Below are 25,873 nucleotides of genomic sequence, written 5' to 3' on the forward strand. Positions count from 1 at the left end.
CGCTTTTTTCACTGATCGGAATCTTCGCCTTTTACGTTAACAAATACTGAATCTTAAACTTTGTTCGTTTACGCATCCCAGACGGTAAGGGTCGTGATAATTCATCCATCGATCCCCCTTGGATGCCGACCGCAGCCGAGGCAGTATGACGTGGGTTCAAAGGAGCATTGCCTAATGTTGACGACTCTCCTCGCCATAGGCGCGCTGAGCATGAGCCTGAGTCTGACGCTTCAGGAAAGCGGCGCCTCGGAGCAGCCGCCGGCCACGACCGACACCACTCCCGCCGCGCCGGTTCTGCAACTGGCTCCGCCTGAACCCACACTGGTCGAACGGTCCGCCGGTGAGTATGCCGCCTATCACGGTGTCATCTCGGATCTCCACTCGGCCCCGATCGGGTCCGGCGAGGATCTCGACGAAGCGATGAACCGCCTCACCGCCTTCTATGGCGAGGAACGCCTGGTCCGCGCCTGGATTGCCTATGCTGCCATCATCGCGGCGCGCCATCCCGAATATATCGATGAGGTTCGCGAACTGGCCGACTATTACGGTCCGGAAGCCGCGATGAGCGGCCTGATGTATGATCCGACCTATGCCACCAGTTTCGCCTCGTCTGAGGATGCGCAGGAGTCAGTCGTCGAAGCGCTGGCCCGCGACAATGCGGAAATCCTCGAGGTCTCGCAGCGGTATCGGGCCGCCGCCTATGACCTGCAGGGCGAACGCTGGGCCAATCGCAGCCATGGTGACCGCACCGACCGCCTGGCCGAGCTCTCCATCATGGGCCGCGAGCCGATCGATCTTTCCGACGAAGTCATGATGACCCTGGCCAACGGCCTCGATAACGGCCTGCCGGCCTCGGCCCTGTTCGATCATTACGACTCGCCGCCGTCGCTTGCCTCGTCTGTGGCACCGCAACTCACCCTGACCGTCGGCGAAGCCGCTCCGGATCCGGATCGTGACCGGATCGGTCGCATTCTCTCGGTCGCCGCCCTGCAATCGCTGACCGGCAATGACCCCGACCGGACCGACGAATTGGTCGAGGCGCTGCTCACCGATCCGGTGGTCGAACGCTGCCTGGCCTGGGTGCGTCTGGACCTGCAGCAATGCGTTGCCGCGGGCCATTTCATGTATGAGGACAGCTTCTGTATCGCCGAACACGCCCTCATGGACGTCAGCCGCTGCCTCGCGAGCAGTGCGAATTGAGTCAAATTTGATCGTTCTGATTGCCCGAAATCGGCGATTTGTTAACGAAGCGTGTGCCGATCAGAGACAAGATCGAATTTGCTGACAATTTTACACAAAAACGGCGCACCGAATTTGCACACCATTTCCGGTAAACCGCGCATTTGCTAGCTATTGCTGATTATTTTCCCTAGCCTCAATCCTGCATTGAGACCGGTACACCCGGTTTCGGTCATTGATGAGGTCGAACATGATGTTTTTGCTGCGTGCCGCGTTTTGGCTGGCAGTGGTCAGTTTCTTCGTTCCGCAGGATTTTGCGGGCGAAGCGATGGACCTGCCTTTCAATACGGCCGAGACCCGGATCGATGCATCCGGCAAGGTCTCGGAGTGGTGCGCCGAAAACGAAGTGATCTGTGAAGCCGGTGAAGAGGCCGCCCGTCTGGGCAGCTTCCTCGGCGAGATGGCCATGACCCGGATCGGGGCCGCGATCGAGGACCACCAGGAACGCCAGACTGCCGCAAGCGCACCGACATCCACGCCAACACCGGCCCGCGCGAAGTCCTGATTGTTCACTCGCACACCGCGCTCAACTGACCGCAAACCGCATTGACGGCTTGCCTCGCCGCCTCGCCCGCACTACCTCGGCGCTGACATGACGGCACAAGATATCCATACCGAAATTGACGAACTCGTCGACGAGTTCGACTTCCTGGACGATTGGGAACAGCGCTATCGCTATCTCATCGACATGGGCAAGGCCCTGCCCGACATGCCGGAAGCCGAGCGCACAGAAGACAACCGGGTCAAGGGATGCGTCAGCCAGGTTTGGCTGGTCACCGAGACCGCCGGCAACACCCTCACCTTCCGCGCTGACAGCGACGCCCATATCGTGCGCGGCCTCGCCGCCCTGATGGTGCGCTTGTATTCCGGCCGCACGGGTAAGGAAATCCTCTCCGTCGACGCCCGCGACGTCCTGGCCCGCATCGGCCTGTCCGAACACCTCTCCCCGCAACGCTCGAACGGCCTAGCCTCGATGATCGGCCGGATCCGAGGTGAAGCGGAGGCGCTTTAGCGGGGTCTGGGCCACTGAGCCGCTTGTCATCCCTGATCTGCGTCCTGCCTGCGAGGCTCGCCTCGCATCGATCCATACATCGCTTGTCAGCCAGCAGGCCGTATCCGGTTTTCCCGGGCTCGCCCTGGCGCAATCCGGGACCTACCGGGGGACTCTTCGCTTGCCGGACAGTTTCCTTGGTCCCGGGTCTGCGTCCGGGAAAAATAGTTTGGTGGGCAGCGCACGAGCCCGCTTCACTTCTACGCTTGTCATCCCTGATGGATGCCCGGCGCAGGCCGGGCGCAAGTCAGGGACCTAGGTGTTCGAGCAGTTAGGTCCCCGCTCTGCGGCCTGCCTTCGCAGGCCATCCGGCGGGGATGACAAAGGTTGGTGAAGCGGCCCCTCTCAAACTAGCCGATAAATCTCCGCCAGGCGGGTCAGTGCCAGACCCAGCACGGTCCGGCCTGACCGCGCCGCCCAGCCGAAACGGCGTTCCAGGGCGGCGGCGCTTTCCTCGCGCACCAGGGCGGCGTCGATGACGCTGGCGAAAGCCGGGCCGAGCTTGTCCTGGGCATCCAGGACGCGCTCCTTGGCGGCGATGGCGCTCAAGGCGGCATCCTCCGGGCCCTTGCGATGGCCTTCAGCGCGGCGCTGGGCGGTGGGGGACCAGTTTCGGGTGACCGGGCTCATCAGGGTCGACGTGTGATAATCGGTGATGAAGCGCTCGCCGGCCTGGCGTTGATGCGGCTCAAGGCCGTCCAGCCAGGGCCCGAGCGGCCCCTCGCGACGATTGGCCCTCGCTGTTCTCACCTGTCCGTCCCGATCCATCACCGGCCGTGCCTCCATCTCGCGATGGCGGGACGCGGGATCCGGCTCCTCGCCGCGCGTGCCCGCCTTCAACGCGGCCTGCCCGTTGGCGGACAGGACCAGGCCGTTTTCGCGCCGGGCCAGCCAGCCGCATTGCATGGCTTCGTCAAAGCGGGCCGGCGAAATCCGGGCGGTGGGACGACGGCGGCGATCGCCGCCCGGTAGCACGACAGCGCGGGCCTCGACATCACCGGGTGGGACGAGCCGGGCGTCCGGCCTTGCCAGCGCCCGCATCCAGCGCGGCGCGCTCATGTCAGATGCTCCGGGCGGTCGAACCGCTCCAGCCCGGCCAGGCGCTGAAGCCCGCTCAGGCGTGGCGCGGTGCGCAAGGCCGCCTCCAGCGCGTCCATATAATCGTCAAAGGCGCTGTCATCGCGACGGTCTTCGATGCGGTGACAGGCATGGGCGGCTGTTGATCGGTCCCGCCCGAAGGCGAGAGCGACCCGGCTCAGCGGCAATTCGAAGGCGACATGGGCGAGATACATCGCCACCTGGCGCGCCAGCGCGGCCTCCCGTGAGCGTCGGGTCGGCGCCTCCAGCTCGCGTTGCGACACGCCGAAGGCATACGCGACGGCGCTCTGGGCCAGACGCGCCCGGGCGACATCCTCTTCCAGTTTGCACATGATACGGCTCATCCGTGCACTCCCGTTCTGACGCGGCGCCCCGATGGCCGCGACTGACGTGATGCTAAGATGGCTACACCCAGGTGGGGATAATATTCCTATTTTTAGTGCAAAGAAAGAGGGCGCAACCTGTACGGGTTGCGCCCTCCGATCTGTCACAAGCCTTTGAGACTTATGGGGAGAGATAGGCGATCAGCAGGACAATAGCCAAAAGCGCGCTGGTCCAGATCGCAAGCAATCCACTGGGGATATCCCGGCTCAAAGCGCCAATAGGACTGAAAACCTCGAAGAGTTTTCCGCCCGTCCGGCTCCGCACACCGCTCACCAGATTGGTGATCGAGGCCCAGAGACGGCCGAACATGGCATGGCCCCAATTGAGCGTGTTGGCCAGGAAGCGGCGATAGACCCAGTCCGTGTCCAGATTCACGCCCCGCTTCTCGTCCGGATACCATTTCATCCGCACCAGGAAGGCGAAGGCGAACATGGCACCCAGCAAGAGCTGCATCTGCCCGACGATATGGTCAAAGGTGTAAGGCTCGTAGTGCAGCGCCGCCTCCGGGAAGGGAACGAGCTCGTAGAGCACACCGTAATTGATCCCGACATAGATGCAGATCAGGGAGGCAATCCCCATCGCCATCAACATGTTGACCGGCGCCTCGCGGACGCGGTGGCCACGGTCATGACTGAAGAAGGCGAAATACGGGATCTTGATGCCCGAATGCTCCAGCACACCGGCCGAGGCAAAGACCAGGACCAGCCAGACGACCCAATGACCTTCCTGGGCCACGGCCGCCAGGGTCAGCGCCTTGGCAACAAAACCGGAGAAGAGCGGGAAGGCGGAGATCGAAGCCGCCCCGATCAGGCAGAAAATGGTCGTCGCCGGCATCGACTTGAACAAGCCGCCCAGCTCGGACGCCTTGACCGTGCCCACACGCAGCAGGACCGCGCCCATACTCATGAAGAGGAGCGCCTTGTAGATAATGTGGACGAAGGCGTGCGCCGCGGCGCCATTGATCGCCAGCTCGGTACCGACACCGATGCCCACGACCATGAAGCCCAGCTGGTTGTTCAGCGAATAGGACAGGACTTTGCGCAGGTCATTCTCGACCACGGCGAAGAAGACCGGGAAGGCCGTCATCACGGCGCCGATCCAGATCAGTTGCTCGGTCCCGGCATAGCCGCGCGCCAGGGCGTAGACGGCCAGCTTGGTGGTGAAGGCCGAAAGCACGACCGCACCGGTGATCGTCGCCTTGGGATAGGCATCCTGCAGCCAGTTGTGCAGGAAGGGGAAGGCGCATTTGATCCCGAAGGCGATGAAGATCAGGAAGCCGCCCAGTGTTTCGATGGACAGGGTCTCGTCGAAGGCCCAGCTGCCGGTCTCGCTGGCCCGGATCACGGCACCGGTGAGCAGGAGCACGCCGGACAGGACATGGATGGCCAGATAGCGCAGGCCCGCCTTGTAGGCGGCATTGTTGCGGGCGCCCCAGATCAGGAAGACCGAGGAAATCGCGGTCAGCTCCCAGAAGAAGAAGAGCGAGAGGAGATCACCGGCAAAGACGGCGCCGAGGCCGGCACCGGCATAGATCAGACCGGAAGCATCAGCGAGGCGGTCCTTCTCATGCAGGCCGTAGAGCGCATTGATGAAGGCGGCGATGATGAAGATCAGGCCCCAGATCCGTGACAGGCCGTCAAAGCGGAAAGTCTCAAGCGTGAAACCACCCAGCTCGATAATCCCGCCGAGATGATCGCCCGAAGGCGCATTGAACCACAGGAAGACCGCCAGCACCGGCGCAATCAGGGCCAGACCCTTGCGCACATAATGCATGGGGAAAGCCGCCGCCAGCAGGCCGGCAATGATGACCGGCCAGGCCGGGGAGACGTCGTAGAGGGCCTCGATCATGACTGGCCCTCCTCGTCCGTACTGTCACCGTCCCAGTAATCCTCCTCACGACCCAGAAGGCCGCGGATCACCCACCAGCCGATCATCACGGCCAGCACGAAGGCGCCGAAGCCCCACATGGCATAGAAGCCGTAGAATTCGGCCAGCTCGACATATTCATGGCGGTGATGGAAAAAATCGACGGCGACCAGGCCCAGTGTCGCCACCAGGAAAATCCAGATCATCGAGGATTTCAGCCACGGCGCGTCGAGCCACAAAAAGGGTCGGGCAGCCGGGTGGATGAGTTCATCATGTTTGCCGTTAGGATCGCTCACAGTGCGGCCTCCGCAGCAAGGGTCGACGACAGAAAGACCGGCGCGAGATAATCGCGCAGCGGGCCGATGAGGAAGAAGAGCACAACCACGCCCAGCGCCGTGATGACCGGCGGCAGGATGACCAGCATGGGCGGTTGTTTCTTCAGCTTCGCCTCTTCCGGCGGCGAGAAGAAACCGCGCGCCGAGAGCGGCAGGAGATAGGCGACATTGAGGATGGAGGAGGCAATCAGCGCCACCATCAACCAGGCCTGCCCGCTATCCCAGGCGCCCTGGAGCAGGAAGAGTTTCGGCCAGGATCCACCCAGCGGCGGCAGGCCGATGATCGACAGCGCACCAACCGTATAGGCACCGAACAGCCAGGGCATGTAGCGGCCCAGACCATTCATCTGCGAGATCTCGGTCTTGCCGGTCGCGGTATAGATCGCACCGGCGCTCATGAAGAGAGTAATCTTGCCCCAGGCGTGCATGACGATCTGCAACGCCCCGCCCAGCATGGCCAGCGGCGAGCCGAGCATCACGCCCAGCGTCACATAGGAGAGCTGGGAGACGGTGGAGAAGGCCAGCCGGGCCTTGAGATTGTCCTTGGTCATGGCGACCACCGAGGCCAACACGATGGAGATGCCGGCAATCCAGGCCAGCGCATCGGCGGCCGGAGTAATCGCGATCAGCGCCGGTCCGAAGATATAGGTACCGACCTTGAGCATGGCGAAGACGCCCGCCTTCACCACGGCCACGGCGTGCAGCAGGGCCGAGACCGGGGTTGGCGCGACCATGGCATTGGGCAGCCAGGGATGGACCGGCATCAGGGCCGCCTTGCCGATACCGAAGGCGAACAGCACCAGAAGAACGCTGGAGATTGCCGGGGTGATCTCGTTCACCGCGAGCAAACCACCGGCGATGAAATCGGTCGAGCCGGCGAGGAAATGCGTGGCGATAACCGCCGGCAGCAGAAGACCGATCGAGGTGCCCAGAAGGATGGAGAGATAGATCGCCCCGCCCCGCTTGGCCTTGGCATCGCCCTTGTGCGTGACCAGCGGATAGGTCGACAGGGTCAGAACCTCGTAAAAGAGGAACATGGTCAGGAGATTGCCGGACAGGGCGACACCCATCGCACCGGCAATGGCGATACAGAAACAGACATAGAAACGGGTCTGGTTCTTCTCGTTATTGCCGCGCATATATCCGATCGAATACAGCGAATTGACGATCCACAGGCCCGAGGCCACGGCGGCAAAGACGGCGCCGAGCGGTTCCAGCTTGAAGACCAGGTGCAGACCGGGGGCCAGCGTCGCCAGGTTCAGCGTCGGATGGCCCTGCGCCACCTCCACCAGATAGGCCACATTGAGCGCCAGCAGGACGGCAGCGATCAGGGTCGCGGCTTCGCGCAGATTGGGGCGCGAGCCGAGCAGCGCCACGAAGACGCCGCCGATCGCCGGGATGGCGAGTGCAAGGGCGAGGGAGAGTTCAGGCGTCCACATCAGATCAGGATCCTCCCATCACGGCCTCGGCCGCGGAGCGGGCCAGCCAGACCAGCGGGTCGGCGTGGAAGAAGAAATAGATATTGGCCAGGGCCAGGATCGACATCGGGACCAGCACCATCCAGGGCGCGAGACGACGCTGGGTCAGCTCGCCATGATGGGTTGGCGGACTGTCCATCCAGATCGCCGACAACAGCCGCGCGACATAGGCCAGGGCCAGCAGCGAGGACAGCATCAGGGCCGCCACGGCCCACCACCAGCCGCGCTCAAGCGCCGCGGTGACAAGATACCATTTCGAGGTGAAGCCGACGGTCAGCGGCACCCCGACCAGGGACAGGCCGGCAATGGTGAAGGCCATGGCCGAGGCCGGCATGGTCTTGCCCATTCCGGCGAGGTCCTTGATCCGGCGCACACCGAAATTCAGCGCGAAGGCCCCCAGGGCCATGAAGAGCGCGCCCTTCATCAGGGCGTGGTTCATCAGGTGCAGGAGACCGGCGGACAGGCCGGACGCCGTGCCCATGCCCAGTCCCAGCATCATATAGCCGACCTGGGCGACCGAGGAATAAGCCAGCAGGCGCCGCGCATCGGTCTGGAAGACCGCCTGCAGCGAGGCCACCACCATGGCGATCGTCCCGACCACGGCGAACAGCCAGACGAAGGACATTTCGACAAAGCTGACATCCGGGTGGAAGACCGAGAAAAGGAATCGGATCAGCGCGTAGAAGGCCACCTTGGTTGCCGTCGAGGCGAGGAAGGCGGTGACAAAATTCGGCGCGAAGGCATAGGCATTGGGCAGCCAGACATGCAGCGGGAACATCGCCGCTTTCAGGCCCAGACCGACCACGATGAAGGCGAAGGCCGCCTGGCTCACCCGGTTATGGCCGTTGGCCTCCAGGATGGCCGCCATGTCGGCCATGTTGAGCGTGCCGGTGGCCATATAGAGGAAGCCGACACCGATAACGAAGAAGGTCGCGCCGATCGTGCCGAGGATCAGATAATTATAGCTGGCCGTCAGCGCCCGCCGATCCTTGCCGGCCCCCATCGCGATGAGGACATAGGTCGAGATCGAGGAGATTTCGAGAAAGACGAAGACGTTGAAGGCGTCGCCGGTAATGGTCACACCGAGCAGGCCGGCAAAGCAGACCAGGAAGGCGGAATAGAAGAGCGCCTGCTTGTTCTCGGCGATCTCGTCGGCAACGCTGGGCAGGGCGTAGAAGACGCATAGCAGGCCGACAAAGCCGACCAGGAGCAAGAGGGCGACATTGAGCATGTCGACCCGATACTCAATCCCCAGCGGCGGCGCCCAGCCACCCATATGGTAGGAAATCACGCCTTCATTCATCACCTGCCCGAGCAGGTTCAGGGACAACAGCGCGACAGCCGCGGCCGTGATCAGAGCCACGATCCAGGCGACACGTCCATTCGGCATCAAGGCCGCCAGGGCCGCCGTGATCAGCGGAATGACGACAATCAGGGCCGGGGCGTGCATGGCGATGCCGGCCGGCAGGAAGTCAGCCAGAAACTGCATTATTCGGCGCTCCCGGATTCAAGCGAGTAATCGGCGGTGTTGAGCGCATCATCCTCGATCGTGCCATAGGCTTCGCGGATGCGCACAACCAGCGCCAGGCCGACCGCCAGCGTCGCCACACCGACCACAATCGCGGTCAGGATGAGAACATGGGGCAGCGGATTGGAGTACAGGACCTCGGCCGCCTGATGAGCCGCGTCGGCAGCCGGCGCGGCCTGATCGGCGCCATGACCGGCAGCCGTCTCGGCGGCATGACCGGCCTCCGCGGCGCCATAGGCCTCGCCCTCACCGCCATGGCCGTAACCATCATCGGCCTTGTAGTCCTCAAGGATGGGCGGCGCGCCGCCGAACACCTTGCCGATGGTGATGTAGAGCAGGAAGACCGAGGTCTGGAAGATCGACAGGCCGACCAGTCGCTTGACCAGATTGCCCGTCGCGATCACCACATAGAGGCCGATCATCATCAGGATGATGATCGGGATGTAGTTGAAGCGTTCTGCGAGGATTTCCAGCATCGCTACCACTCCTCGTCCGGGATGTCCGGCACGCGGCCGGCAAAGGCATAGAAAATCGCCAGCATCACCGAGGAGACCGTCGTCAGCACGCCGATCTCGATCAGGATGATGCCGTAATGCTGGCCGGTATGGTGGCCCTGGTCCGGATGCAGGGCGTCATAATCGAGGTAATTGAGCGGCTCACCGGCCCCGTTCATGAACAGGGTCGCGACACCGACACCGGCGAAGATCAGGACGCCCAGCGCGGCGCCGAAGCGGACCACGACCGGCGGCACAGTGCGCCGGGCCGCCTCGATACCGAAGATCAGCGCGTAGAGGATCACGGCGACAGCGATGATGACACCGGCCTGGAAGCCGCCGCCCGGGCCGTACTCGCCATGGAATTGCACATAAAAGCCGAAGATCACGATCAACGGGATCAAAAGCTTGGCGACAACTTGCAGGATCAGATGCGGAGACATGGTCAATCCTCCCCCTCTTCACGGCGGCGCGCGCCGGTCCCGAAGCCCAGCAGCAGCATCACGCCGAGCGCGGCGGAGAAGACCACCACAACCTCGCCCAGCGTATCAAAGCCGCGATAGCTGGACAGCACCGCGGTGACGACATTCGGGATCGAGATGTCGTGCGGCACCTGTTCGAGATAGTCGCGTCCGACATAGGCATTGGCCGGGCTCTCCGGATCGCCATAGACGGGCATGTCCGGAATGGCGAAGAAGAGCGCCGCACCGGCCGCGGCGACCACGCCGAAAGCGGCCCAGTGACGCCCGGCCCCGGCCGGCTCGCTCTCGCGGGCGGTGAGCAGCATGGCGCCCAGCATAAGCACAGTGGAAATACCGGCGCCCACCGCGGCTTCGGTGAAGGCCACATCGACCGCGTCCAGTGACACGAACCAGGCGGCGCAGAGCAGGGAATAAACCCCGGTCAGCATCACCACGGCGAAGAGATTGCGCAGGCGGACAATGGCGAAGCCAACCGCGAGCAGCATCGCGATCAGCAGATAGTCCAGGTACTGCGTCAGATCGGCATGGTTCATTTTTGCCCCTCCGACGAACCGGCATCGGCCGGGTGTTTCGGCTTGAAGTGCGACAGGTCCGGCTTCTGGCCGGCGCGGTGCGCGGCATTGGCGATGGCATGGGTCGCGGTCGGGCTGGTCAGGAAGAGCAGAAGGCCGACCAGGGCCAGCTTGGCCGCGGTCTGCCAGTCACCGGCCTGGGCGATCAGGCCCAGAATGATCAGCTCGGCACCGAGCGTGTCGGTCACGCCGGCCGCATGCATGCGGGTGTAGAAATCGGGCAGACGCATGACACCTGTGGCGCCGGCGATCACGAAGACCAGGCCGACGGCCATGGCCCCGATCGAAAAAGCGTCGCGCGCATACTGGAAGATCTCGGCAGCGCTCATTTCTCATACTCCCCGTCCAGGGCCTTGCGCAGGGACATCTGGGCCAGGGCGATTTCCAGCGAGCGGTAGCGGAAGAATTTCAGGATCGCGATGGTGGCGACGAAATTGATCAAGGCATAGAGAAGCGCGATATCGATGGCATCCTGGCGCCCGACCAGGGCGGAAAAGACCAGCAGGAAGAGCACCGTCTTGGTGCCGAAGGAATTGGCCGCGAGCACCCGGTCATAGAGGGTCGGCCCGGCGAACAGGCGCGCCAGCATGATGGCCATCGCCACGGCCATGCCGATCGCGACCAGGAAAGTCAGGAAGGTCATCAGCGGTCTCCCGTCTTCTTGCCGTCAGAGGCGGTGTCGGACCGCGCCCCCATTTCCGCGAAACCGGCCGGGTCGGTGAAGGAATTGTCCAGGGCGTGGACGAGGAAGCCGTCATCCTCGACATCCACGGTCACCGTGCCCGGCGTCAGCGTGATCGAATTGGCGAAGACACACAGGCCCAGCTCCGAGCGCTGTTCAGCGGCCACGCGCACCAGCCGCGGTTCGACTTCTATTTCCGGCTTCATGATCAGGCGCAGCACGGCCAGATTCGACTTGACGATCTCGCCACCCAGCCAGCCCCAATAGGCGAAGAGCGGAATCGCCGGCCCGACCGGAACGGTCTGCCGGTCGACAATGCGCATGCGGTAGGTCAGGACCACCGTCACGATGATGCTGATAACACCCAGACCCATGACGATCGGGTAGTCGCCCGACAGGGTGAAGGGTCCGGACAAGGTGAGCCAGAGCGCCACCAGAATGGCGGTCAGGCTGATGCCATAGAACATGGAAACTCCCCGCGCGATAACGCTTATGCCCGGTAATTAGCTTCTCAGACGAGTCTTGACCAGATAAAGCGACCGGTCAGATGCAGACGCACTCGCAGTAGGGATATTTGTGTTTGGGGGCCACACTGGACGCCGCGGCTCAATCGCCCCACCTTCAAGGGCAAGCAGACATGCAGGGGCCGATGCTTCGCCTGGCCATCATCATCAATCCGCGCGGCGGCACGCTCGCCCGTGAGGGCGCGCCGCTGCTGGACGCCCTTACGGCGCATGACGCCGTATGTCAGGTGGAGCGATTGGAGGACGATGCGGCGAAAGCCCTGACCGCCATCGATATCGACGCGGTGGACGCCCTCGCCATTGCCGGCGGGGACGGAACAATCCGGGCGGTCACGGCCGCTGCGGTCGATGCCCGATGCCCCCTCCCCCTCCTGCCACTGCCGCTGGGTACCGCCAATCTCCTGCCGCGCGCCCTTTATGGCGACCGCGATGCCAAGGCTCTTCTCGATGAGGTCGACCAGTTCGAGCGTCATGATCTGGTCGCGGGCGATCTCAACGGACACCTCTTCCTGATCGCCGCCGCCATCGGATTTCCCACCGCCCTGGCCAGGGCCCGAGAGACCCTGCGCGACGAGGGCCGGCGCCATCCATTGACCAGCGCGCTTCGCAATGCCGTGGCGTCCCTGGGCCAGTCCTTCCGGCCGCGCCTGCATTGCCGTTTCGACGGAGAGGAAGTGCCGGGCCGCGCCTCCGGCCTCTATGTCACCCTGGCGACCGACCCGCTACACGAAACCTTCAGCCCGGTCCCGCAGGCCGGCGACACTGACGAGGCCAAGGGCGACTTCACCGCCGTCCTCACACGCTGGCGTCATATCGGCGATCTCGCCGCGGCACCTGTCGACACACTGACCCGCAACGACAATCCTGATGCCCGAACCCGCCCGCTCGCCTTCTCGCAAGCGGATATCCGCTCGCGCAAACCGCTCGCCGCCATGATTGATGGCGAACCGATCACCCTGGGCCGCGAGGCGCAACTGTCGCGCCGGACCGCGCCTGTCACCGTCCTGAAACCGCTCGCATGACCCGTCTCATCCACATTGCCGATTTGCATTTCGGCGCCGAAGATCCCGAGCTGGTGGCCGGTTTCGAACGCGCCTGCGCGGCGCTGGCGCCCGAGCTGATCATCGCCGCCGGTGATTTCACCCAGGCCGCCCGCTGGCGCGAATTGCGCGCCGCCGACGCCATGTTCGCCCGAATTGACCGGCCGGTCGTCGGGCGCCCCGGTAATCATGATGTCCCGGTCTACTCTCCGCTGGAGCGGGCCCTTCGGCCTTGGCGGCGCTATGACCGCACCCTGGGACGGATAATACGCCCGGACTGGTCGAGTGACGCCGTGCAGGTTTCCACGCTTCACACCGCAAGGCGCGCACAATGGCGGCCGGACTGGTCGCTGGGACGCGCCGCCCGGCGCGATGTCGATCAGGCCCTGTCCTGCTTCAAGCAGGCCGGGTCGCGCGCACGGGTGCTGGCCTGCCACCATCCCCTCATCGCCCCCGACCCGTCCGATCCGCGCGCCGCCACCCGCAATGGTCCCGAGACCGCCAAACGGCTGTCAGCCGCCTGCGATCTGGTGCTCACCGGCCATCTGCACGAAACCTTCGTCCTGCCCTCACCCGACACCAAACAGACCTGTTGGTTCATCGGCACCGGCACCACTTTCTCCCGCCGCACGCGGCAGGAATCTGCCAGCTTCAACCTGATCGAGATCGAGGAGGACGGCTTTCGGCTGACCCGCCAGGAAAGCGATGAAGCGGGCCGGTTTGGCGCCGGGCGGATCTGGGAGCTTGAGCGGGGGAAGAGGTAGGCGGAGGCCTGGCACCAGGTCCTCGCCCTTGATGGGCGAGGTGGATCGACGCGCCAGCGGCGAGACGGAGTGGGTGATGGGCGGCCGGCATTGGAACGCTGACGCGTCTCACCCCTTCCGACGCGGCGCGATGCGCCGCGCCACCTTCCCCATCAAGGGGAAGGACCCACCGCCGCCCCTATTTCCCGCCCTTGTCTTCCATGGACAGATTCCAGTAGCGCAACACGGTCTGGGCCTTTTCGACCGAGAGACTGTCATAGACCTTGCGGGCCTGCTCGACCGGTTCGCTGGTCAGGGGACGGCCAAGGCCGCGCCAGAAATGCTCGAAGCTCGGCCATTTCATGCCCGTCGCCTTGCACAGGATCGCGATCGGTTCGCCCGCCATATCATCGGCCATCTGCGCCACGAGTCGGCGATCGACATTGGCCAGAGTCGAGATTTCCGAGATGATTTCCGGCAGGGCGCCATCCATCGACATCGCCTCAAGCGTGCCTTCCAGCGACCCATAGGGGCTCAGCTCGGCCGCCTCGCGATTGCGCTGGCGTCGATCAATATAGCGCAGGATACGCGTCACCATCGGGTCAGACCATTCCTCCGCCGCGGCCATCGGGAAGATGTCTTCCGAGGCATCGATCAAAATCGTCCGGTCGACCGCGAAGCGTTCGAGAATCTGGTAGCGATCCATGTGCTCGCAGGCCCAGAACAGGCGGAAAGCCTGGGCTGGCCGCATCTCCTCGCGGCGAATCAGGAGATGCGCCAGACCGGTCTCCTCGGCCGCCATGCCGACCAGATGGTCGACCGTGGGCATGGCCAGAAGCGCGGTCTTGTTGCGCAGCAAGCGTTCGATCACCGGAATTTCCCCGCCGGCCGCCAGCGCGGCAGACACGGTCGCGGACAGGTTCTCGCGCTTGGCCAGGGCGAGACGGTGCTGCAACCTGCCGACGCGGGCCACTTCCATCATGTCGAAATCAGACAGAGCCTGGCAGTCTTCCAGGATCGGTTCGGCGACCTCGTAATCATCGCAGGCGAGCGTGCGCAACAGCCTGTGCGGTGCGTCAGACAGGGCCGAGAGGCGTTTCGCGCAACGCTTGCGCAGATCGATATCGCTGGCCCGGATCACGTCAAACAGCAAATCGCCGACAATCCAGCGCTCACGCGGGGTGATGCGGCTGGATGGCAAGCCGACAATATCCGCCAGCCGCTTGGCCAGGATGGCACGGGTGCGCGGCGTGACGGGCTCGCTGAGCTCAAAGGGTTCGGCATTCGCCATGGTAAGGCCTGTCAGATCCGGTCTGACCCACAGGATGAGGCCTGCGCGTTAATGAAAGGTAGGGCGGAAACCTTGCATGTCAGGCTTTGCCGACGACCGGCAGCTTGTCCTTGTCCATCCAGACCAGCACCGCCGAAAGCGTGCCGAAGACCACCGCCATGCCGAACAGCATGGGCGAATAGACATAGCCACCGCCCTCGGCGAAGGCGACGGGCGCGTTGATGCCGAGCCAGGGCGAGAAGTGGAAGACAATCGCACCGCCGATCACGCCAAGCGATAGCAGAGCGCCAAGCCCCTCGAAACGCTTGAGGAATACGCCCACGGCCAGCAGGAGAGCAGCGAGCATTTCCAGTACACCGGTCAGCAAGCGCACCTGCGGCTCGAAGAATTCCAGGCCCGATTCCGCCGCGATATGGCTGAAGACCGGATTGGCACCACCGAATTTCTGGATCCCCATGAAGATCATGAAGGCGGCGAGGAGCAGGGCGAGGCCCGGTTTGATGAAAGTCATGATGCGCGACTCATTTCTGGACAGGACAGATTTGCTTACAGCCAACATGTTGCTAGACAAGGCGCAATACAAATCACACCGGTTCACAAAGCCGATCCCCTCCCGTCCGCACGAGACCTGATCACACCTTGCCCGTTTTTCGTCCCCTCGCCGGCAATCGCAAGCTGCGCATGCCGCCCTTCGGCGCCTATCTGGTTCTCGTTGCCGGCTGGTTCTTCGGCTTCGGCCTGCAGACCACCCTCTTTCCCGGCGTCATCACCTTCACCCTGCAGGAAAGCCCGGAGCGGCTGGGTCTGGCCCAGGCGGCGCTGACGGCACCGATGATGCTGCTCCTGCCTTTCGCCGGCGTGCTGGCCGAACGCAAGGACCGGCGCGGTATCGTCTTCTATTTCTACATTTTCGCCGGGCTCTCGGCGGGAGCCCTCGGCCTGATGCTGCTGACCGATCATCTGACCTATTGGGTCATGGTGGGCTTTGCGCTGCTGATCGGCGTGGCGGGCGGTTTCGTGATGCCGGCGCGCGACAGTGCGATCAATCCGGTGGTCCGCATCTCGGCGCGCACCCGCCATGGCGGGATCGAGTTGCAGCGCGCCGTGGTGATGGCCTCGGCAGTCCAGTTCGGGGCCCAGATCGCCGGCATGGCTGTGGGCTATTTCGCGGCCTATACCGGGCCCGGCGCCCTTTTTCTGATGCAGGCGGCCGGTCTGTGCATTGGCGGTATTTCGGCCGCCTTCCTGCCGCGCCTGGGCTCCAAGCGCGACACGTCCACCGCCCATCCGATGGCCGATCTGGCCGATGGCGTGAAAGCCGTCTTCACCTCCCCCATCCTGATGCCGATGACGCTGATCATGATCGCGCTGGGCGTTCTGGTCGTCGGCGGCGCCTTCCTGGTCCTGATCCCGCTCATCATCCGCGAAAGCTATGGCGGCGGCTTCCCGGAGATCGCCTCGCTGATGGTCGCCTTCTGGGTCGGCGCGCTGGTCGCCAATGTCGCCCTGGTGAAATTCGGCCATATCGAGAAACCGGGCCGCGCCCTCATCCTCGCTCAGGCGGTGACGGTCATGGCCACCGGCGCCTTCTATTTCCATCTGCCCTTCTGGTCGCTCTACCTGCTGGTCTTCGGTTGGGGCCTGGGCGCCGGCGTCGCCATTTCCCTGTCCCGCTCCGTGGTTCAGGAACAGGCTCCGCCGGACAAGCTGGCGCGGGTCATGTCGGTTTATCAGCTGGGCCTGTTCGGCGGCATGCCCGCGGGCGCCGTCCTGATGGGGATTGTGGTCGGACAGCTCGGCCCCAACCTGTCGGCACTGATTCCAATGATCGGTCTGGGCCTCGTCCTGGTGGTCATCTGCCTGACAACCCCCATATTGTCGGTCAGACGCGGGTCGGCGCATACGCTTGCCGGCCCGAACCGCAACACCGAGCCGGAGCGCCAGGATGCCGAAACTGAGTGATGCCGAAATCGAGGCCCTGAAGGCCAAACTCGACCCCCACACCTATGCCATCGCCTTCGAGGAAGGCACGGAACGCGCTTTCACCCATCCCTTCAACGCGGAAAAGCGTGACGGCACCTATCACTGCAAGGTCTGCGAGGTGCCGCTTTTCGCCGCCAGCGCCAAGTATGACAGCGGCTCCGGCTGGCCCTCCTTCTGGGAACCGCTGGCCGGCGACAATGTCGAGACCAAGACGGATTACCAACTACGCCTGCCCAGAACCGAGATTCATTGCGCCAATTGCGGCGCCCATCTCGGCCATGTTTTCCCGGACGGTCCGCAGCCGACCGGCCAGCGCTATTGCACCAATGGCGGTGTGCTGGACTTTAAGCCCGAGCACGGCGAGAACTAAGCGACATTCATGAGGGGATACACATGCGTTATTTGCCGCTTGCCAGGCGGATGGGCGTGGGACTTGCCGGTCTCGCACTCGTCGCCTGCAGCCAGGAGACTGATATGACGTCCGACAATCCGGCCGCCACGACCACGACCACCACCGTCGACACGCACGGCGCCCTGATCACCCGCGCCCAGGGCCTGGAAGCCCCGCGCGCCGAACAGCGTCCGGTGACGATCGAACAGGTCGGCTTCACCCGGGTCGACGAGTATCAGTGGATCAAGGACGAAAACTGGCAGCAAGTGATGCGCGAGCCGGAGGTTCTGGACAGCGATGTCCGTGAGCTCCTCGACGCGGAAAACGCCTATCTCGACTCTGTCATGGCGCCGACCGAGGCGCTGCAGGAGCGAATCTTCCAGGAGATCCGCGGCCGCATCAAGGAAGATGACAGCTCCGTCCCCGAGCGCGATGGCGACTACGCCTATTTCACGCGCTATCGCGAAGGCGGCCAGTATCCGGTCTTCTCACGCCGCGCCGTCGATCCGGAAACCGGTGAAATGGTCGGCGAGGAGGAAATCCTCGTTGATGGTGACGCCGAGGCGGCTGATTTCGACTATCTCGACTTCTCCACCATGGAACACTCCCCGGACCACCGCTATGTCGCCTTCGGCGTCGATGTGCGCGGTTCGGAATATTACGAGATCCGGGTCAAGGACGTCGCCACCGGCGCCATCGTCGCAACCCTGACCGATGAAAGCTCGGGCGATTTCACCTGGGCCAATGACAGCGCCACCCTCTACTGGGTCTGGCGTGACGATAATGGCCGCTCCAAGCGCGTCTATCGCCAACCGGCCAGTGGCGGCGCTTCCGAGCTGATCTATGAAGAGCCCGATGACGGCTATTTTGTCTCGGTCGGCCTGAGCGACAATAATAATCACATCGTCATCAATGCCGGCGGCCACACCTCCAATGAGATCCGCCTGCTCGACGCCAATGACCCGGCCGCCGAGCCGGCCCTGATCGCGGCCCGCGAAGAGGATGTCGAATACTATCTCACCGAGGCCTCGGACCGTTTCTATTTCCGGACCAATCTGGACGGCGCCGTCGACTTCAAGATCATGTCGGCCCCGCTCGACAATCCGGGCCGGGAAAACTGGGAAGACTTCATCCCCCATCGTCCCGGCACGCTGATCAATGGCGTCATCGGCTTTGCCGACTGGCAGGTCCGCGTCGAACGCGAGAACGCCCTGCCCCGCATCGTCGTGCGCGACTACGCGACGGGCGAGGAATACAATATCGATTTCGACGAGGAGGCCTATTCGCTGGGCGCCTCGGCCGGTTACGAATTCGCAACCGATGTGCTGCGCTTCTCCTATGAGAGCCCGTCCACGCCGGAAGAGACCTATGACTACAATCTGCGCAGCCGCGAACGCACGCTGCTGAAACGCCAGGAAGTGCCGTCCGGGCACAATCCGGAGGATTATGTCGTTCGCCGCATCATGGCCGAAGGTCATGACGGGGCGCAGATCCCGGTCACCATCCTGCATCACCGCGACACGCCGATCGATGGCAGCGCGCCGCTGATGCTTTATGGCTATGGCTCTTACGGCATCACCATCCCGGCCGCCTTCCGCGTCACCCCGCTCTCGCTGGTTGATCGCGGCATGGTCTATGCCACCGCCCATATCCGCGGCGGCATGGCCAATGGCTATCAGTGGTATCTGGACGGCAAGCTGGAAAACAAGATCAACACGTTCCGTGATTTCGTCTCGTCCGGCGAAGCCCTGGCCGAGCTGGGCTATACCTCGCGCGGCCAGATCGTCGCCTATGGCGGGTCGGCCGGTGGCCTGCTCGTCGGAGCCGCGATCAATCTCCAGCCCGACCTGTTTGCCGGGGCCATTGCGGCCGTTCCCTTCGTCGACGTGATCAACACCATGTCGGACCCGGAATTGCCGCTGACCCCGCCGGAATGGCCGGAATGGGGCAATCCGATCGAGAGCGCGGAAGATTATCAGACGATGATCGAATACTCGCCCTATGACCAGATCCAGGAAATGGACTATCCCCACGTCCTGGCAACGGGTGGTCTCACCGATCCGCGGGTCACCTATTGGGAGCCGACCAAATTCGTCGCCCGCCTGCGTGATCGCCGGACTGATGACGGCCTGACCCTGCTGAAGATGAATATGGGGGCCGGCCATGGCGGCGCCTCCGGCCGCTTCGACAGCCTGCGCGAAACCGCTCTCAACTGGGCCTTCGCCCTGATGACGGTCGGCCTCGCCGACGAAGAGGTCGAGGCCATCGCCGCGGAGTAGCGACATCTTCGAACGAACAGGAAAAGCCCGGGTCAAGGCCCGGGCTTTTTTTTCTGCGCACCAACCCAAACATTTGTCATCCCCGCCGGATAGCCCGCGCAGGCGGGCTGCAGGGCGGGGACCTAACGGGTCAAACATCTAGGTCCCTGACTTTCGCCCGGCCTTCGCCGGGCCTCCATCAGGGATGACAAAGGCGAGTGTGGAGCGGCATATCAAAACCACCCCACACCCCACGCTTACCCGTCCAGACGATAGTCGAGCCGGGTCGTGGCGCCGCGGAAGAGGATGGGTTCGCCATCCTGGACCTGCGGGTTGTAACGCCAGCGGCTGACCGCGTTCATCGTGGCCTGTTCGAAGGCCCGGCTGTCACAGGTCATCGGGCGGATATTGGTCGTCGTGCCCTGCGGGGTGATGTCGAAGATCACCGTACAACTGCCGGAATTGCCGCGCGAGGCTTCCCGGGCCGGATAGACCGGCTCGATCCGCACGATCGGAATCGGTGACCGGTCCGGTGAAACCAGGCCACCCGTCGCCGAAATCACGGAGGGCTCTACCGGCGGGAGCGCATAATTGTCGCCCATCCCGGACATGTCCGGGGCTGCCGAGCGCGGTGTATTCGGGACCGGCATGGGCGGCGGGATGTCGACCGGAACGAATTCCGGTTCCGGTGTTCGATCCGGGTCAGTCTCGACGACATCGAAACGGATCTCGATGGGTGGCATCTCAACCACCTCGTCCGGTGCCACGAATGGCACGTCGATCATCTGCCGCATCATCAGGAAAAGGCCGACGGTAATGGTCGCCGCGACCGGCAGGACCATCGGTGTACGCAAGTTCTGGATTATGGCTGTCATTGAACAAGCCTCCCCACGGGCGAGTTCTGCATGGCCTCACAGAGGAATGCCCCACAATCCGGCCAGGGGCCCGGCACCGGTCACCGGCGCCGGGTTGGCCGGTGCGACCCGCCCCACAACACGAGGTCAGGCCGCACAATCAGCCTCGCCACCGGGCGCGGCAAAAGCGGGGCGCAATCGCGGTCAATTGGGGCGATTGCGGGGAGTTGTCCGGGCGCCCCTCAGGTCCGCTCCGGGTCCGGCAGACGGTTGCCATAGACGTCGAACCATTGCGCGCACTCGGCGGGCTGCTCGATGAGACGCTGCCCCGTGCTGTCAAACTCGTCCTCGGAGCGCACGACGGTTTGGCGGGCTCTGGCAATTGCCAGCTCGCAGGTCTCGATCCCGGTCAGGCGTTCCAGCTCCTCGGCAGCGCTCAGAATTCGGCGCTTCGAGCTGATGAATTCCAGCCAGCCCTGGGCGCCGGCGCGGGAATACTCCCAGTCCAGAGCCCGCAGGAAGGCCCGCTCGGCGCCATTGAGTTGATCGAGCTCCATCCGGGCATTGCCGATATAGGTCCAGATATCGCCCGGCCGCGACAAGCCGCCCCGATTGAGGGCCTGGACGAAAACCGCGTCAGCCTCCTGAAAACTCCCGGCCTGATAGAGCGCCTCACCATAGGCCTCATAGTCCGGGCCGGCGCCCGATGTGGTGGCGACCCGTTCCAGTACGGGCAAGGCCCGCTCCCATTCGCGGGCATGACGCCAGAGATTGGCCAGCAATTGCAGATTCTCGGTCTCGGCATCGACCCGCCCGGCATTGAGCTCACGCTCAAGCATGACGGCCCCGCCATACGGGTAGTCGTAATAGGAGTAGTATTGGGCCAGACGCACCAATTCCTGGCTCGAATTGAGCATGCCGTTCAGATACATGATCCGGTTGACCTCAAAGGCGTCGGTCTCGCGTCCGACCTGCGCCAGCAAGGCGGCATAACTGGTCCAGTTGGCCTTCACGGTCGGCCAGCGGGTCACCATCTGCTCCATCAGGCCGAGCTGTTCGGGCGTGCGCTCGAGCTGCTGGTAGTAGTAGAGCAGAAGGGAGAAATGCTCGCGCGTCGCGCCACCGTCTGCCTCGGCCATCGTGAAGGCCGTGCGGGCATAGGGCAGGCCGCCGCTGTGATCGTCGAGACGGCCATGGGCCTGGGCCAGGCGCATCGCCAGGTCCACGCTCAGCGGGACACCACGATCGATCGCCGCCTCGATGAGATTGATGCCGCCACGATAGTCCTCGGCCGCCATCAGCAATTGTCCGGTATTGATCCGCAAAGCATTGGCATCCTCCTCCGGCAGTACCGCCAGCTCGATCACCGCCCGCCAGTCGCGGATCGCCGCATCAAGACGATCCAGCTCGTAGAGGGCGCGTCCGCGCTGACGCAGGAGGATGGCCCGCTCATAGGGCGACAGCGCGCGCTCATTGATCAGGCGTGTATAACCGGCCTCGACCTCGGACCAGGCGCCGCCCGCTTCCAGCTCCAGCAATTCCAGCAAACGCTCTCCGATCGCCGGTGAAATCGTGCCTTCGGATCGATCTGGGGCTTGCGCGGCCCGGGCTGGCGGAGCGGTCGCCAGCCCGGCGGCAAGGGCCAGGCTGAATGCCAGGGCAGCAAGGGCTACGAGGCGGCGACCGGCGGTACCCACCGGATGGATGATCCTGTCCATGATAGTCTCCCCAAATCATGACGCGAACTCCCCAGCCCGGCATTACCGTCATGTAATGAAAGCATCGGCGGCCAAGACGGCGGGAATGTGGCGATTTGAGGTTGTCTTTGGGGCGAATCCGACCCCTACGAGCACAGAAATCCTGCCCAGCAACGAAAAACGCCCCGGCTGAACCAGCCGGGGCGTTAATCTGTGTCACAGTCGAAGTCGGCGATCAGCCGGCGTCGGCGCCGTTCTCCGCGGCCTCGGCCTCGGCAACTGCACTGCGCTCTTCACCATACTGGTTGTAGAGATCAGAGCAGCGATCCGGAACCTCGATCACGATCCGGCCGGTGTCATCGATATCACCCAGCAGTGTGCCGGTTTCGACCAGGTCACCGACCAGGAAACGGCACTCGTCCTGACGGACGCGCTCACGGATCTGGACCCGCTCGCGAGCCGCCCGCTGACGGTTGGTGAGGAAGGTCACCCAGCCATTGGCCGTCTGGCGCGAATAGGGATAGCGCGCGCCTTCGCGGAAGGCGGCGATCGCCGATTCTTCGCGGCCCAGCTCGGCCCGGACATTGCCCAGCAACGTCCACGCATCACCCGGGCGGTCGAGGCCGCCACGGTTCAGCGCTTCTGTGAAGGCCGCCTCGGCTTCATCAAGTTCACGGCGCTGGAACAGGGCTTCCGCCAGTTTCAGATAGTCATCGCCATCACCCGACAATTGCGCCAGCTGACGCAGGACTGGCGTGGCCCGTTCCCACTCGCGCGACTGGCGCCACATATTGGCCAGAAGGTTGAGATTGTTCCGGGTCCGCTCGACGGTACCGGCGTTGAGCTCTCGCTCCAGAACGACAGCGCCGCGATAGGGGTATTCATAGAAGGAATAATACTGGGCCAGCGCCACCACTTCACGGCTCTCGGTGAGCATGCCGTTGATGTACATGATCTTGTTGGCTTCAAACGCATCCTGCTCGCGGCCGGTCTGGGCCAGGAGGGACGCGTAGGAGCGCCAGTTATTCTTCTCGGTCGGCCAGCGCTGAACCATCTCTTCGATGATACGGAACTGATCCGGAACCCGCTCCAGCTGCTGATAGAAGAAGAGCATGAGCGAGTAGTCACCGCGCACGCGTTCACCCGCCGGTTGGGCGTTCCAGAACCGCTCGGCCCAGACGACACCGTCACGATAGCGCTCGGCCTGGGCATAGGCCTGGGCGAGCATCCGCATGACGCGCGGGTTGAGCGCATCGACGCCCAGCTGGGCGACCGCGGCTTCCAACGACTGGATGCCCTGGGCATATTGACCTTCAGCGATATAAAGCTGGCCAATATTGATCCGCAGATCGGAAATTTCCTGGGGCAGCATCGCGCCGGTATTGATCGCGGCTTCCCAGTCCTGGATGGCGCGGGACACCTGATCCTGCTCGTAATAGGCCCGACCCCGCATCTGCAGCGAGATCATGCGCTCATAGGGGTTGATACTGTCATTACCGAGCGCGCGGTTCAGCGCCGTGATGGATTCCGCGAACTGGTCATTGGCCTGGAATTCCTGGGCTTCCAGCACGATCTGACCGATAGCCGCCGAGAAAACCCGCTCAGCCTGGTTCTGCTCGGAGTCTTCCTGGTTGTTGTTCCGCCGGCGCTGCGCATCGGCGTCGGACAGCGTTACCCCGACCATGGAGACGGCGAGGGCAAGGGTCGCGACAGAGCGCAACAGGCCCGAGGTATCGAAACCGTTGAAACGGATCATCGATGGCTCCTTCATACCGACCCCACTCCCCGGGCCGGCTTTCCAAAAACTATCGGGATGCGAACCGGGCTGGTCCTTGAGTCATCCCGGACAGCTAGTGTCGGCGCGGCCGGCCAAGGAGGCCCGCCGCGCCATTGCCACTAGTCAGCCAAACGGAAGTCAAAGCGGGTCTCAACGCCACGGCGGGCGACGGGAACACCATCTTCGACCTTCGGGTTATAGCGCCAACGCTCGACAGCCCGGATCGATGCGCGCTCGAAGAAGGAGCTGTCGCAACGATAGATGTCGATATTGGTCGGCGTGCCATCAGGTGTCACGTCAAAGCGAACCCAGCAGCTACCCTCGATCCCGCGCTCAGCCGCGCGAAGCGGATATTGCGGCTCGATCCGGACCAGCGGCTGCGCGTCACGGTCAGAGACCGAGAAGCTGATGCTGTCCGAATTGAGCTGCGGCGCCTCGAAGTCCGGGATATTGCCCATGACTGTGGCAAGGCCCTCGGACGGCTGCTCCGCACGTTGCCGCTCGATCTGAGGCGGCGGGGGCGGAGGATCGACCTGCTGAACGTCATCGATCGTGGTGTCGCGGCGACGGGCTTCCACCTCGGCCACTTCATCATTGATCGTGAACTGACGATCTTCGACATCGTCTTCCTGCACCACCTGATCAACCGAGATCAGGCGTTGCATGAGCACAAACAGGAAGACCGTGATGATCGCCGCAACCGGGACACCGATAACGAGACGAATGAAATTACCCATTTTCTTTCCTCTCGCTACTGCAATGTCGAAATCTTCACTTCGACGTCCATCTCCGACAGGAGCTCCTGGACATCGAGGATCAGACCGATATTGGCACCTTCATCACCCTGGATCATGGCACGACCCTTGGGATTCTCTTGCAGCAACTGCTCGATCACCCCGCGGAGTTCGTTCATCTCATAGACCCGACGATTGACCCAGACCTCGTTCTCGGCCGTCACGGCCACGAGCATGGACGGGTTCTCGTCATCTTCTGTCACGGCGTCAGGGCGGACAGTGTCCACACCCGGCTCCTTGATGAAGACGGAGGTCACGATGAAGAAGATCAGGAGGATGAAAACGACGTCCAGCATGGGCGTCATGTTCAGCTCGACTTCTTCCTCATCGGTATTCACGCGGCTTGCACGTCTAGCCATGTATACCTCCCCTATCCGTCGGTCTGACGCTGGATTGAAACCGGCACGCCATTGGCGCCCATTTCATCCCAGATCTGAACGATGATGCCGTGCTCGGCTTCGTCGTAGACCTCGAGAAGGACCGCAGAGTTCGGCTCTTCCGCCCGGAAGCGGTTGACGGCCGAAAGCACGCGGTCGACATCGGTCCGCACCTGGTTGACGAAGATCTCATTGTCTCCATCAACCTGGATGACGATCGGCGGCGCCGCATCCGGCGGCGGCGGCGTGTCATTGTCGGGTGGCGGACGCATGTCGATGCCTTCTTCCGACAGGAAGGTGGCGGTGACGATGAAGAAGATGAGCAGGATGAACACGATGTCGAGCATCGGCGTCATGTTCACTTCGGCCTGATCATCCTTGTGTTGCTGGCGACGTCTCATGACACGGCTCCTTCACCGATCTCGAGCTCGTCGGCCAGCTTCGACACGCGACGCTTGGCGAGGAGTTCGATCTGGGTGGCGAAGATGAGCCCCGAAAGGGACGCAACCATGCCAGCCATGGTGGGAATCGTGGCGCGCGATACACCGGCCGACATGGCCTGGGCATCGGACGAGCCGGAGATTGCCATGACGTCGAAAACCGAGACCATGCCGGTCACTGTTCCCAACAGTCCGAAGAGCGGCGCGACAGCGACGAGGGTTTTCACCAGCTCGACATTCTGATCGCAACGCGATTTGACCTCCGAGATGAGTTGGTCGCGGATGGCGTGGGCATACCAGCTATTCCGGTCTGCCCGCGCATTCCACTCCCTCTTCGCCGACTTCGCCATGGCGTCATGCGCCATGTAGAAGTAGGCGAAGCGCTCGAGGATAAAGGCCCACATCACAAATGTTGTTGCCATGATGACAACCAGGACGGGGCCCCCGCGCTCGAGGAACTCCTGAAGGCCGGTTTGTACGGCCTGGAAATCCATA

Annotated in this window: 29 protein-coding genes; 8 read left to right on the plus strand and 21 right to left on the minus strand. The window is 63.4% G+C overall.

Features of this window, described 5'->3' with window-relative positions; genetic code table 11:
• Nucleotides 1–174: 174 nt before the first annotated feature.
• From Q0X62_RS10940 to Q0X62_RS10950, 3 genes are all read left to right on the plus strand, one after another.
• On the plus strand, nt 175–1,200 hold the full coding sequence (locus tag Q0X62_RS10940) for a hypothetical protein (RefSeq protein ID WP_297735429.1): 1,026 nt from the start codon (nt 175–177) through the stop codon (nt 1,198–1,200).
• 229 nt (nt 1,201–1,429) lie between these two features.
• On the plus strand, nt 1,430–1,744 hold the full coding sequence (locus Q0X62_RS10945) for a hypothetical protein (protein ID WP_297735432.1): 315 nt from the start codon (nt 1,430–1,432) through the stop codon (nt 1,742–1,744).
• Between the two features lie 87 nt (nt 1,745–1,831).
• A complete protein-coding gene (locus tag Q0X62_RS10950) occupies nt 1,832–2,251 on the plus strand; it encodes a SufE family protein (RefSeq protein WP_297735435.1) in 420 nt (139 codons plus the stop codon).
• 384 nt (nt 2,252–2,635) lie between these two features.
• Here Q0X62_RS10950 and Q0X62_RS10955 read toward each other — a convergent pair whose 3' ends face one another.
• The 12 genes from Q0X62_RS10955 to Q0X62_RS11010 all read right to left on the minus strand — a co-directional run bounded on the left by Q0X62_RS10955 (nt 2,636) and on the right by Q0X62_RS11010 (nt 11,676).
• Nucleotides 2,636–3,349 carry a DUF6456 domain-containing protein gene (locus Q0X62_RS10955; protein WP_297735438.1) on the minus strand — a complete coding sequence of 238 codons (714 nt, stop codon included), beginning with the start codon at nt 3,347–3,349 and terminating at the stop codon, nt 2,636–2,638.
• Complete coding sequence (locus Q0X62_RS10960) at nt 3,346–3,732, minus strand: helix-turn-helix domain-containing protein (RefSeq protein ID WP_297735441.1); 387 nt, start codon at nt 3,730–3,732, stop codon at nt 3,346–3,348. The genes Q0X62_RS10955 and Q0X62_RS10960 overlap by 4 nt, the downstream gene beginning before the upstream one ends.
• 160 nt (nt 3,733–3,892) lie before the next feature.
• A complete protein-coding gene (locus Q0X62_RS10965) occupies nt 3,893–5,620 on the minus strand; it encodes a Na(+)/H(+) antiporter subunit D (protein ID WP_297735443.1) in 1,728 nt (575 codons plus the stop codon).
• Nucleotides 5,617–5,934 carry a hypothetical protein gene (locus Q0X62_RS10970; RefSeq protein WP_297735445.1) on the minus strand — a complete coding sequence of 106 codons (318 nt, stop codon included), beginning with the start codon at nt 5,932–5,934 and terminating at the stop codon, nt 5,617–5,619. The genes Q0X62_RS10965 and Q0X62_RS10970 overlap by 4 nt, the downstream gene beginning before the upstream one ends.
• Nucleotides 5,931–7,412 (minus strand): proton-conducting transporter membrane subunit, encoded by a 1,482-nt coding sequence (locus Q0X62_RS10975; protein WP_297735446.1) that lies wholly within the window; start codon nt 7,410–7,412, stop codon nt 5,931–5,933. The genes Q0X62_RS10970 and Q0X62_RS10975 overlap by 4 nt, the downstream gene beginning before the upstream one ends.
• 4 nt (nt 7,413–7,416) lie before the next feature.
• On the minus strand, nt 7,417–8,940 hold the full coding sequence (locus Q0X62_RS10980) for a monovalent cation/H+ antiporter subunit D family protein (protein ID WP_297735448.1): 1,524 nt from the start codon (nt 8,938–8,940) through the stop codon (nt 7,417–7,419).
• Nucleotides 8,940–9,455, minus strand: a complete 516-nt coding sequence (locus Q0X62_RS10985; protein WP_297735450.1) for a cation:proton antiporter subunit C — start codon at nt 9,453–9,455, stop codon at nt 8,940–8,942. Before Q0X62_RS10985 ends, Q0X62_RS10980 begins: the two co-directional genes overlap by 1 nt.
• 2 nt (nt 9,456–9,457) lie before the next feature.
• Nucleotides 9,458–9,916, minus strand: coding sequence for a Na(+)/H(+) antiporter subunit B (locus tag Q0X62_RS10990; protein ID WP_297735453.1), 459 nt, complete (start codon nt 9,914–9,916; stop codon nt 9,458–9,460).
• 2 nt (nt 9,917–9,918) lie between these two features.
• Complete coding sequence (locus tag Q0X62_RS10995; RefSeq protein ID WP_297735455.1) at nt 9,919–10,488, minus strand: DUF4040 domain-containing protein; 570 nt, start codon at nt 10,486–10,488, stop codon at nt 9,919–9,921.
• The gene (mnhG, locus tag Q0X62_RS11000; RefSeq protein WP_297735457.1) at nt 10,485–10,856 is read right to left on the minus strand and encodes a monovalent cation/H(+) antiporter subunit G; all 372 of its coding nucleotides are present in this window, start codon (nt 10,854–10,856) and stop codon (nt 10,485–10,487) included. Before mnhG ends, Q0X62_RS10995 begins: the two co-directional genes overlap by 4 nt.
• Nucleotides 10,853–11,170: a monovalent cation/H+ antiporter complex subunit F gene (locus Q0X62_RS11005; RefSeq protein ID WP_297735460.1), complete on the minus strand. Its 318-nt coding sequence runs from the start codon at nt 11,168–11,170 to the stop codon at nt 10,853–10,855. The genes mnhG and Q0X62_RS11005 overlap by 4 nt, the downstream gene beginning before the upstream one ends.
• On the minus strand, nt 11,170–11,676 hold the full coding sequence (locus tag Q0X62_RS11010) for a Na+/H+ antiporter subunit E (RefSeq protein WP_297735463.1): 507 nt from the start codon (nt 11,674–11,676) through the stop codon (nt 11,170–11,172). Before Q0X62_RS11010 ends, Q0X62_RS11005 begins: the two co-directional genes overlap by 1 nt.
• Before the next feature lie 170 nt (nt 11,677–11,846).
• Between Q0X62_RS11010 and Q0X62_RS11015 the strand changes: the two genes are divergently transcribed.
• Both Q0X62_RS11015 and Q0X62_RS11020 read left to right on the plus strand, forming a co-directional pair.
• Nucleotides 11,847–12,755, plus strand: a complete 909-nt coding sequence (locus tag Q0X62_RS11015) for a diacylglycerol kinase family protein (RefSeq protein WP_297735466.1) — start codon at nt 11,847–11,849, stop codon at nt 12,753–12,755.
• The gene (locus Q0X62_RS11020) at nt 12,752–13,537 is read left to right on the plus strand and encodes a metallophosphoesterase (RefSeq protein ID WP_297735469.1); all 786 of its coding nucleotides are present in this window, start codon (nt 12,752–12,754) and stop codon (nt 13,535–13,537) included. Before Q0X62_RS11015 ends, Q0X62_RS11020 begins: the two co-directional genes overlap by 4 nt.
• 178 nt (nt 13,538–13,715) lie before the next feature.
• Here the strand turns inward: Q0X62_RS11020 and Q0X62_RS11025 are convergent, their stop codons facing one another.
• Complete coding sequence (locus tag Q0X62_RS11025; protein WP_297735472.1) at nt 13,716–14,807, minus strand: DUF2336 domain-containing protein; 1,092 nt, start codon at nt 14,805–14,807, stop codon at nt 13,716–13,718.
• A 79-nt stretch (nt 14,808–14,886) separates the two neighbouring features.
• Nucleotides 14,887–15,318 (minus strand): DoxX family protein, encoded by a 432-nt coding sequence (locus tag Q0X62_RS11030; protein WP_297735475.1) that lies wholly within the window; start codon nt 15,316–15,318, stop codon nt 14,887–14,889.
• 128 nt (nt 15,319–15,446) lie between these two features.
• Between Q0X62_RS11030 and Q0X62_RS11035 the strand changes: the two genes are divergently transcribed.
• From Q0X62_RS11035 to Q0X62_RS11045, 3 genes are read left to right on the plus strand one after another with little or no spacing between them, the layout of a single operon-like run.
• A complete protein-coding gene (locus Q0X62_RS11035) occupies nt 15,447–16,769 on the plus strand; it encodes an MFS transporter (RefSeq protein WP_297735478.1) in 1,323 nt (440 codons plus the stop codon).
• Nucleotides 16,753–17,160 carry a peptide-methionine (R)-S-oxide reductase MsrB gene (gene msrB, locus Q0X62_RS11040; protein ID WP_297735481.1) on the plus strand — a complete coding sequence of 136 codons (408 nt, stop codon included), beginning with the start codon at nt 16,753–16,755 and terminating at the stop codon, nt 17,158–17,160. The genes Q0X62_RS11035 and msrB overlap by 17 nt, the downstream gene beginning before the upstream one ends.
• Before the next feature lie 23 nt (nt 17,161–17,183).
• The gene (locus tag Q0X62_RS11045; protein WP_297735484.1) at nt 17,184–19,460 is read left to right on the plus strand and encodes a S9 family peptidase; all 2,277 of its coding nucleotides are present in this window, start codon (nt 17,184–17,186) and stop codon (nt 19,458–19,460) included.
• 236 nt (nt 19,461–19,696) lie between these two features.
• Here Q0X62_RS11045 and Q0X62_RS11050 read toward each other — a convergent pair whose 3' ends face one another.
• The 7 genes from Q0X62_RS11050 to Q0X62_RS11080 all read right to left on the minus strand — a co-directional run bounded on the left by Q0X62_RS11050 (nt 19,697) and on the right by Q0X62_RS11080 (nt 25,872).
• Nucleotides 19,697–20,314 (minus strand): energy transducer TonB, encoded by a 618-nt coding sequence (locus Q0X62_RS11050; RefSeq protein WP_297735486.1) that lies wholly within the window; start codon nt 20,312–20,314, stop codon nt 19,697–19,699.
• 221 nt (nt 20,315–20,535) lie between these two features.
• Nucleotides 20,536–22,011, minus strand: a complete 1,476-nt coding sequence (locus Q0X62_RS11055; RefSeq protein ID WP_297735488.1) for a hypothetical protein — start codon at nt 22,009–22,011, stop codon at nt 20,536–20,538.
• 214 nt (nt 22,012–22,225) lie between these two features.
• Entirely contained in the window at nt 22,226–23,746 is a 1,521-nt protein-coding gene (locus tag Q0X62_RS11060; protein ID WP_297735490.1) for a tetratricopeptide repeat protein, read from the minus strand.
• 140 nt (nt 23,747–23,886) lie between these two features.
• Complete coding sequence (locus tag Q0X62_RS11065; RefSeq protein WP_297735492.1) at nt 23,887–24,504, minus strand: energy transducer TonB; 618 nt, start codon at nt 24,502–24,504, stop codon at nt 23,887–23,889.
• Between the two features lie 14 nt (nt 24,505–24,518).
• A complete protein-coding gene (locus Q0X62_RS11070; protein WP_297735495.1) occupies nt 24,519–24,920 on the minus strand; it encodes a biopolymer transporter ExbD in 402 nt (133 codons plus the stop codon).
• Between the two features lie 11 nt (nt 24,921–24,931).
• Nucleotides 24,932–25,339: a biopolymer transporter ExbD gene (locus Q0X62_RS11075; protein WP_297735498.1), complete on the minus strand. Its 408-nt coding sequence runs from the start codon at nt 25,337–25,339 to the stop codon at nt 24,932–24,934.
• A complete protein-coding gene (locus tag Q0X62_RS11080; protein ID WP_366523972.1) occupies nt 25,336–25,872 on the minus strand; it encodes a MotA/TolQ/ExbB proton channel family protein in 537 nt (178 codons plus the stop codon). Before Q0X62_RS11080 ends, Q0X62_RS11075 begins: the two co-directional genes overlap by 4 nt.
• Between the last annotated feature and the right edge of the window lies 1 nt (nt 25,873).

Source organism: uncultured Maricaulis sp. (assembly GCF_947259345.1).
Classification (GTDB): Bacteria; Pseudomonadota; Alphaproteobacteria; order Caulobacterales; family Maricaulaceae; genus Maricaulis.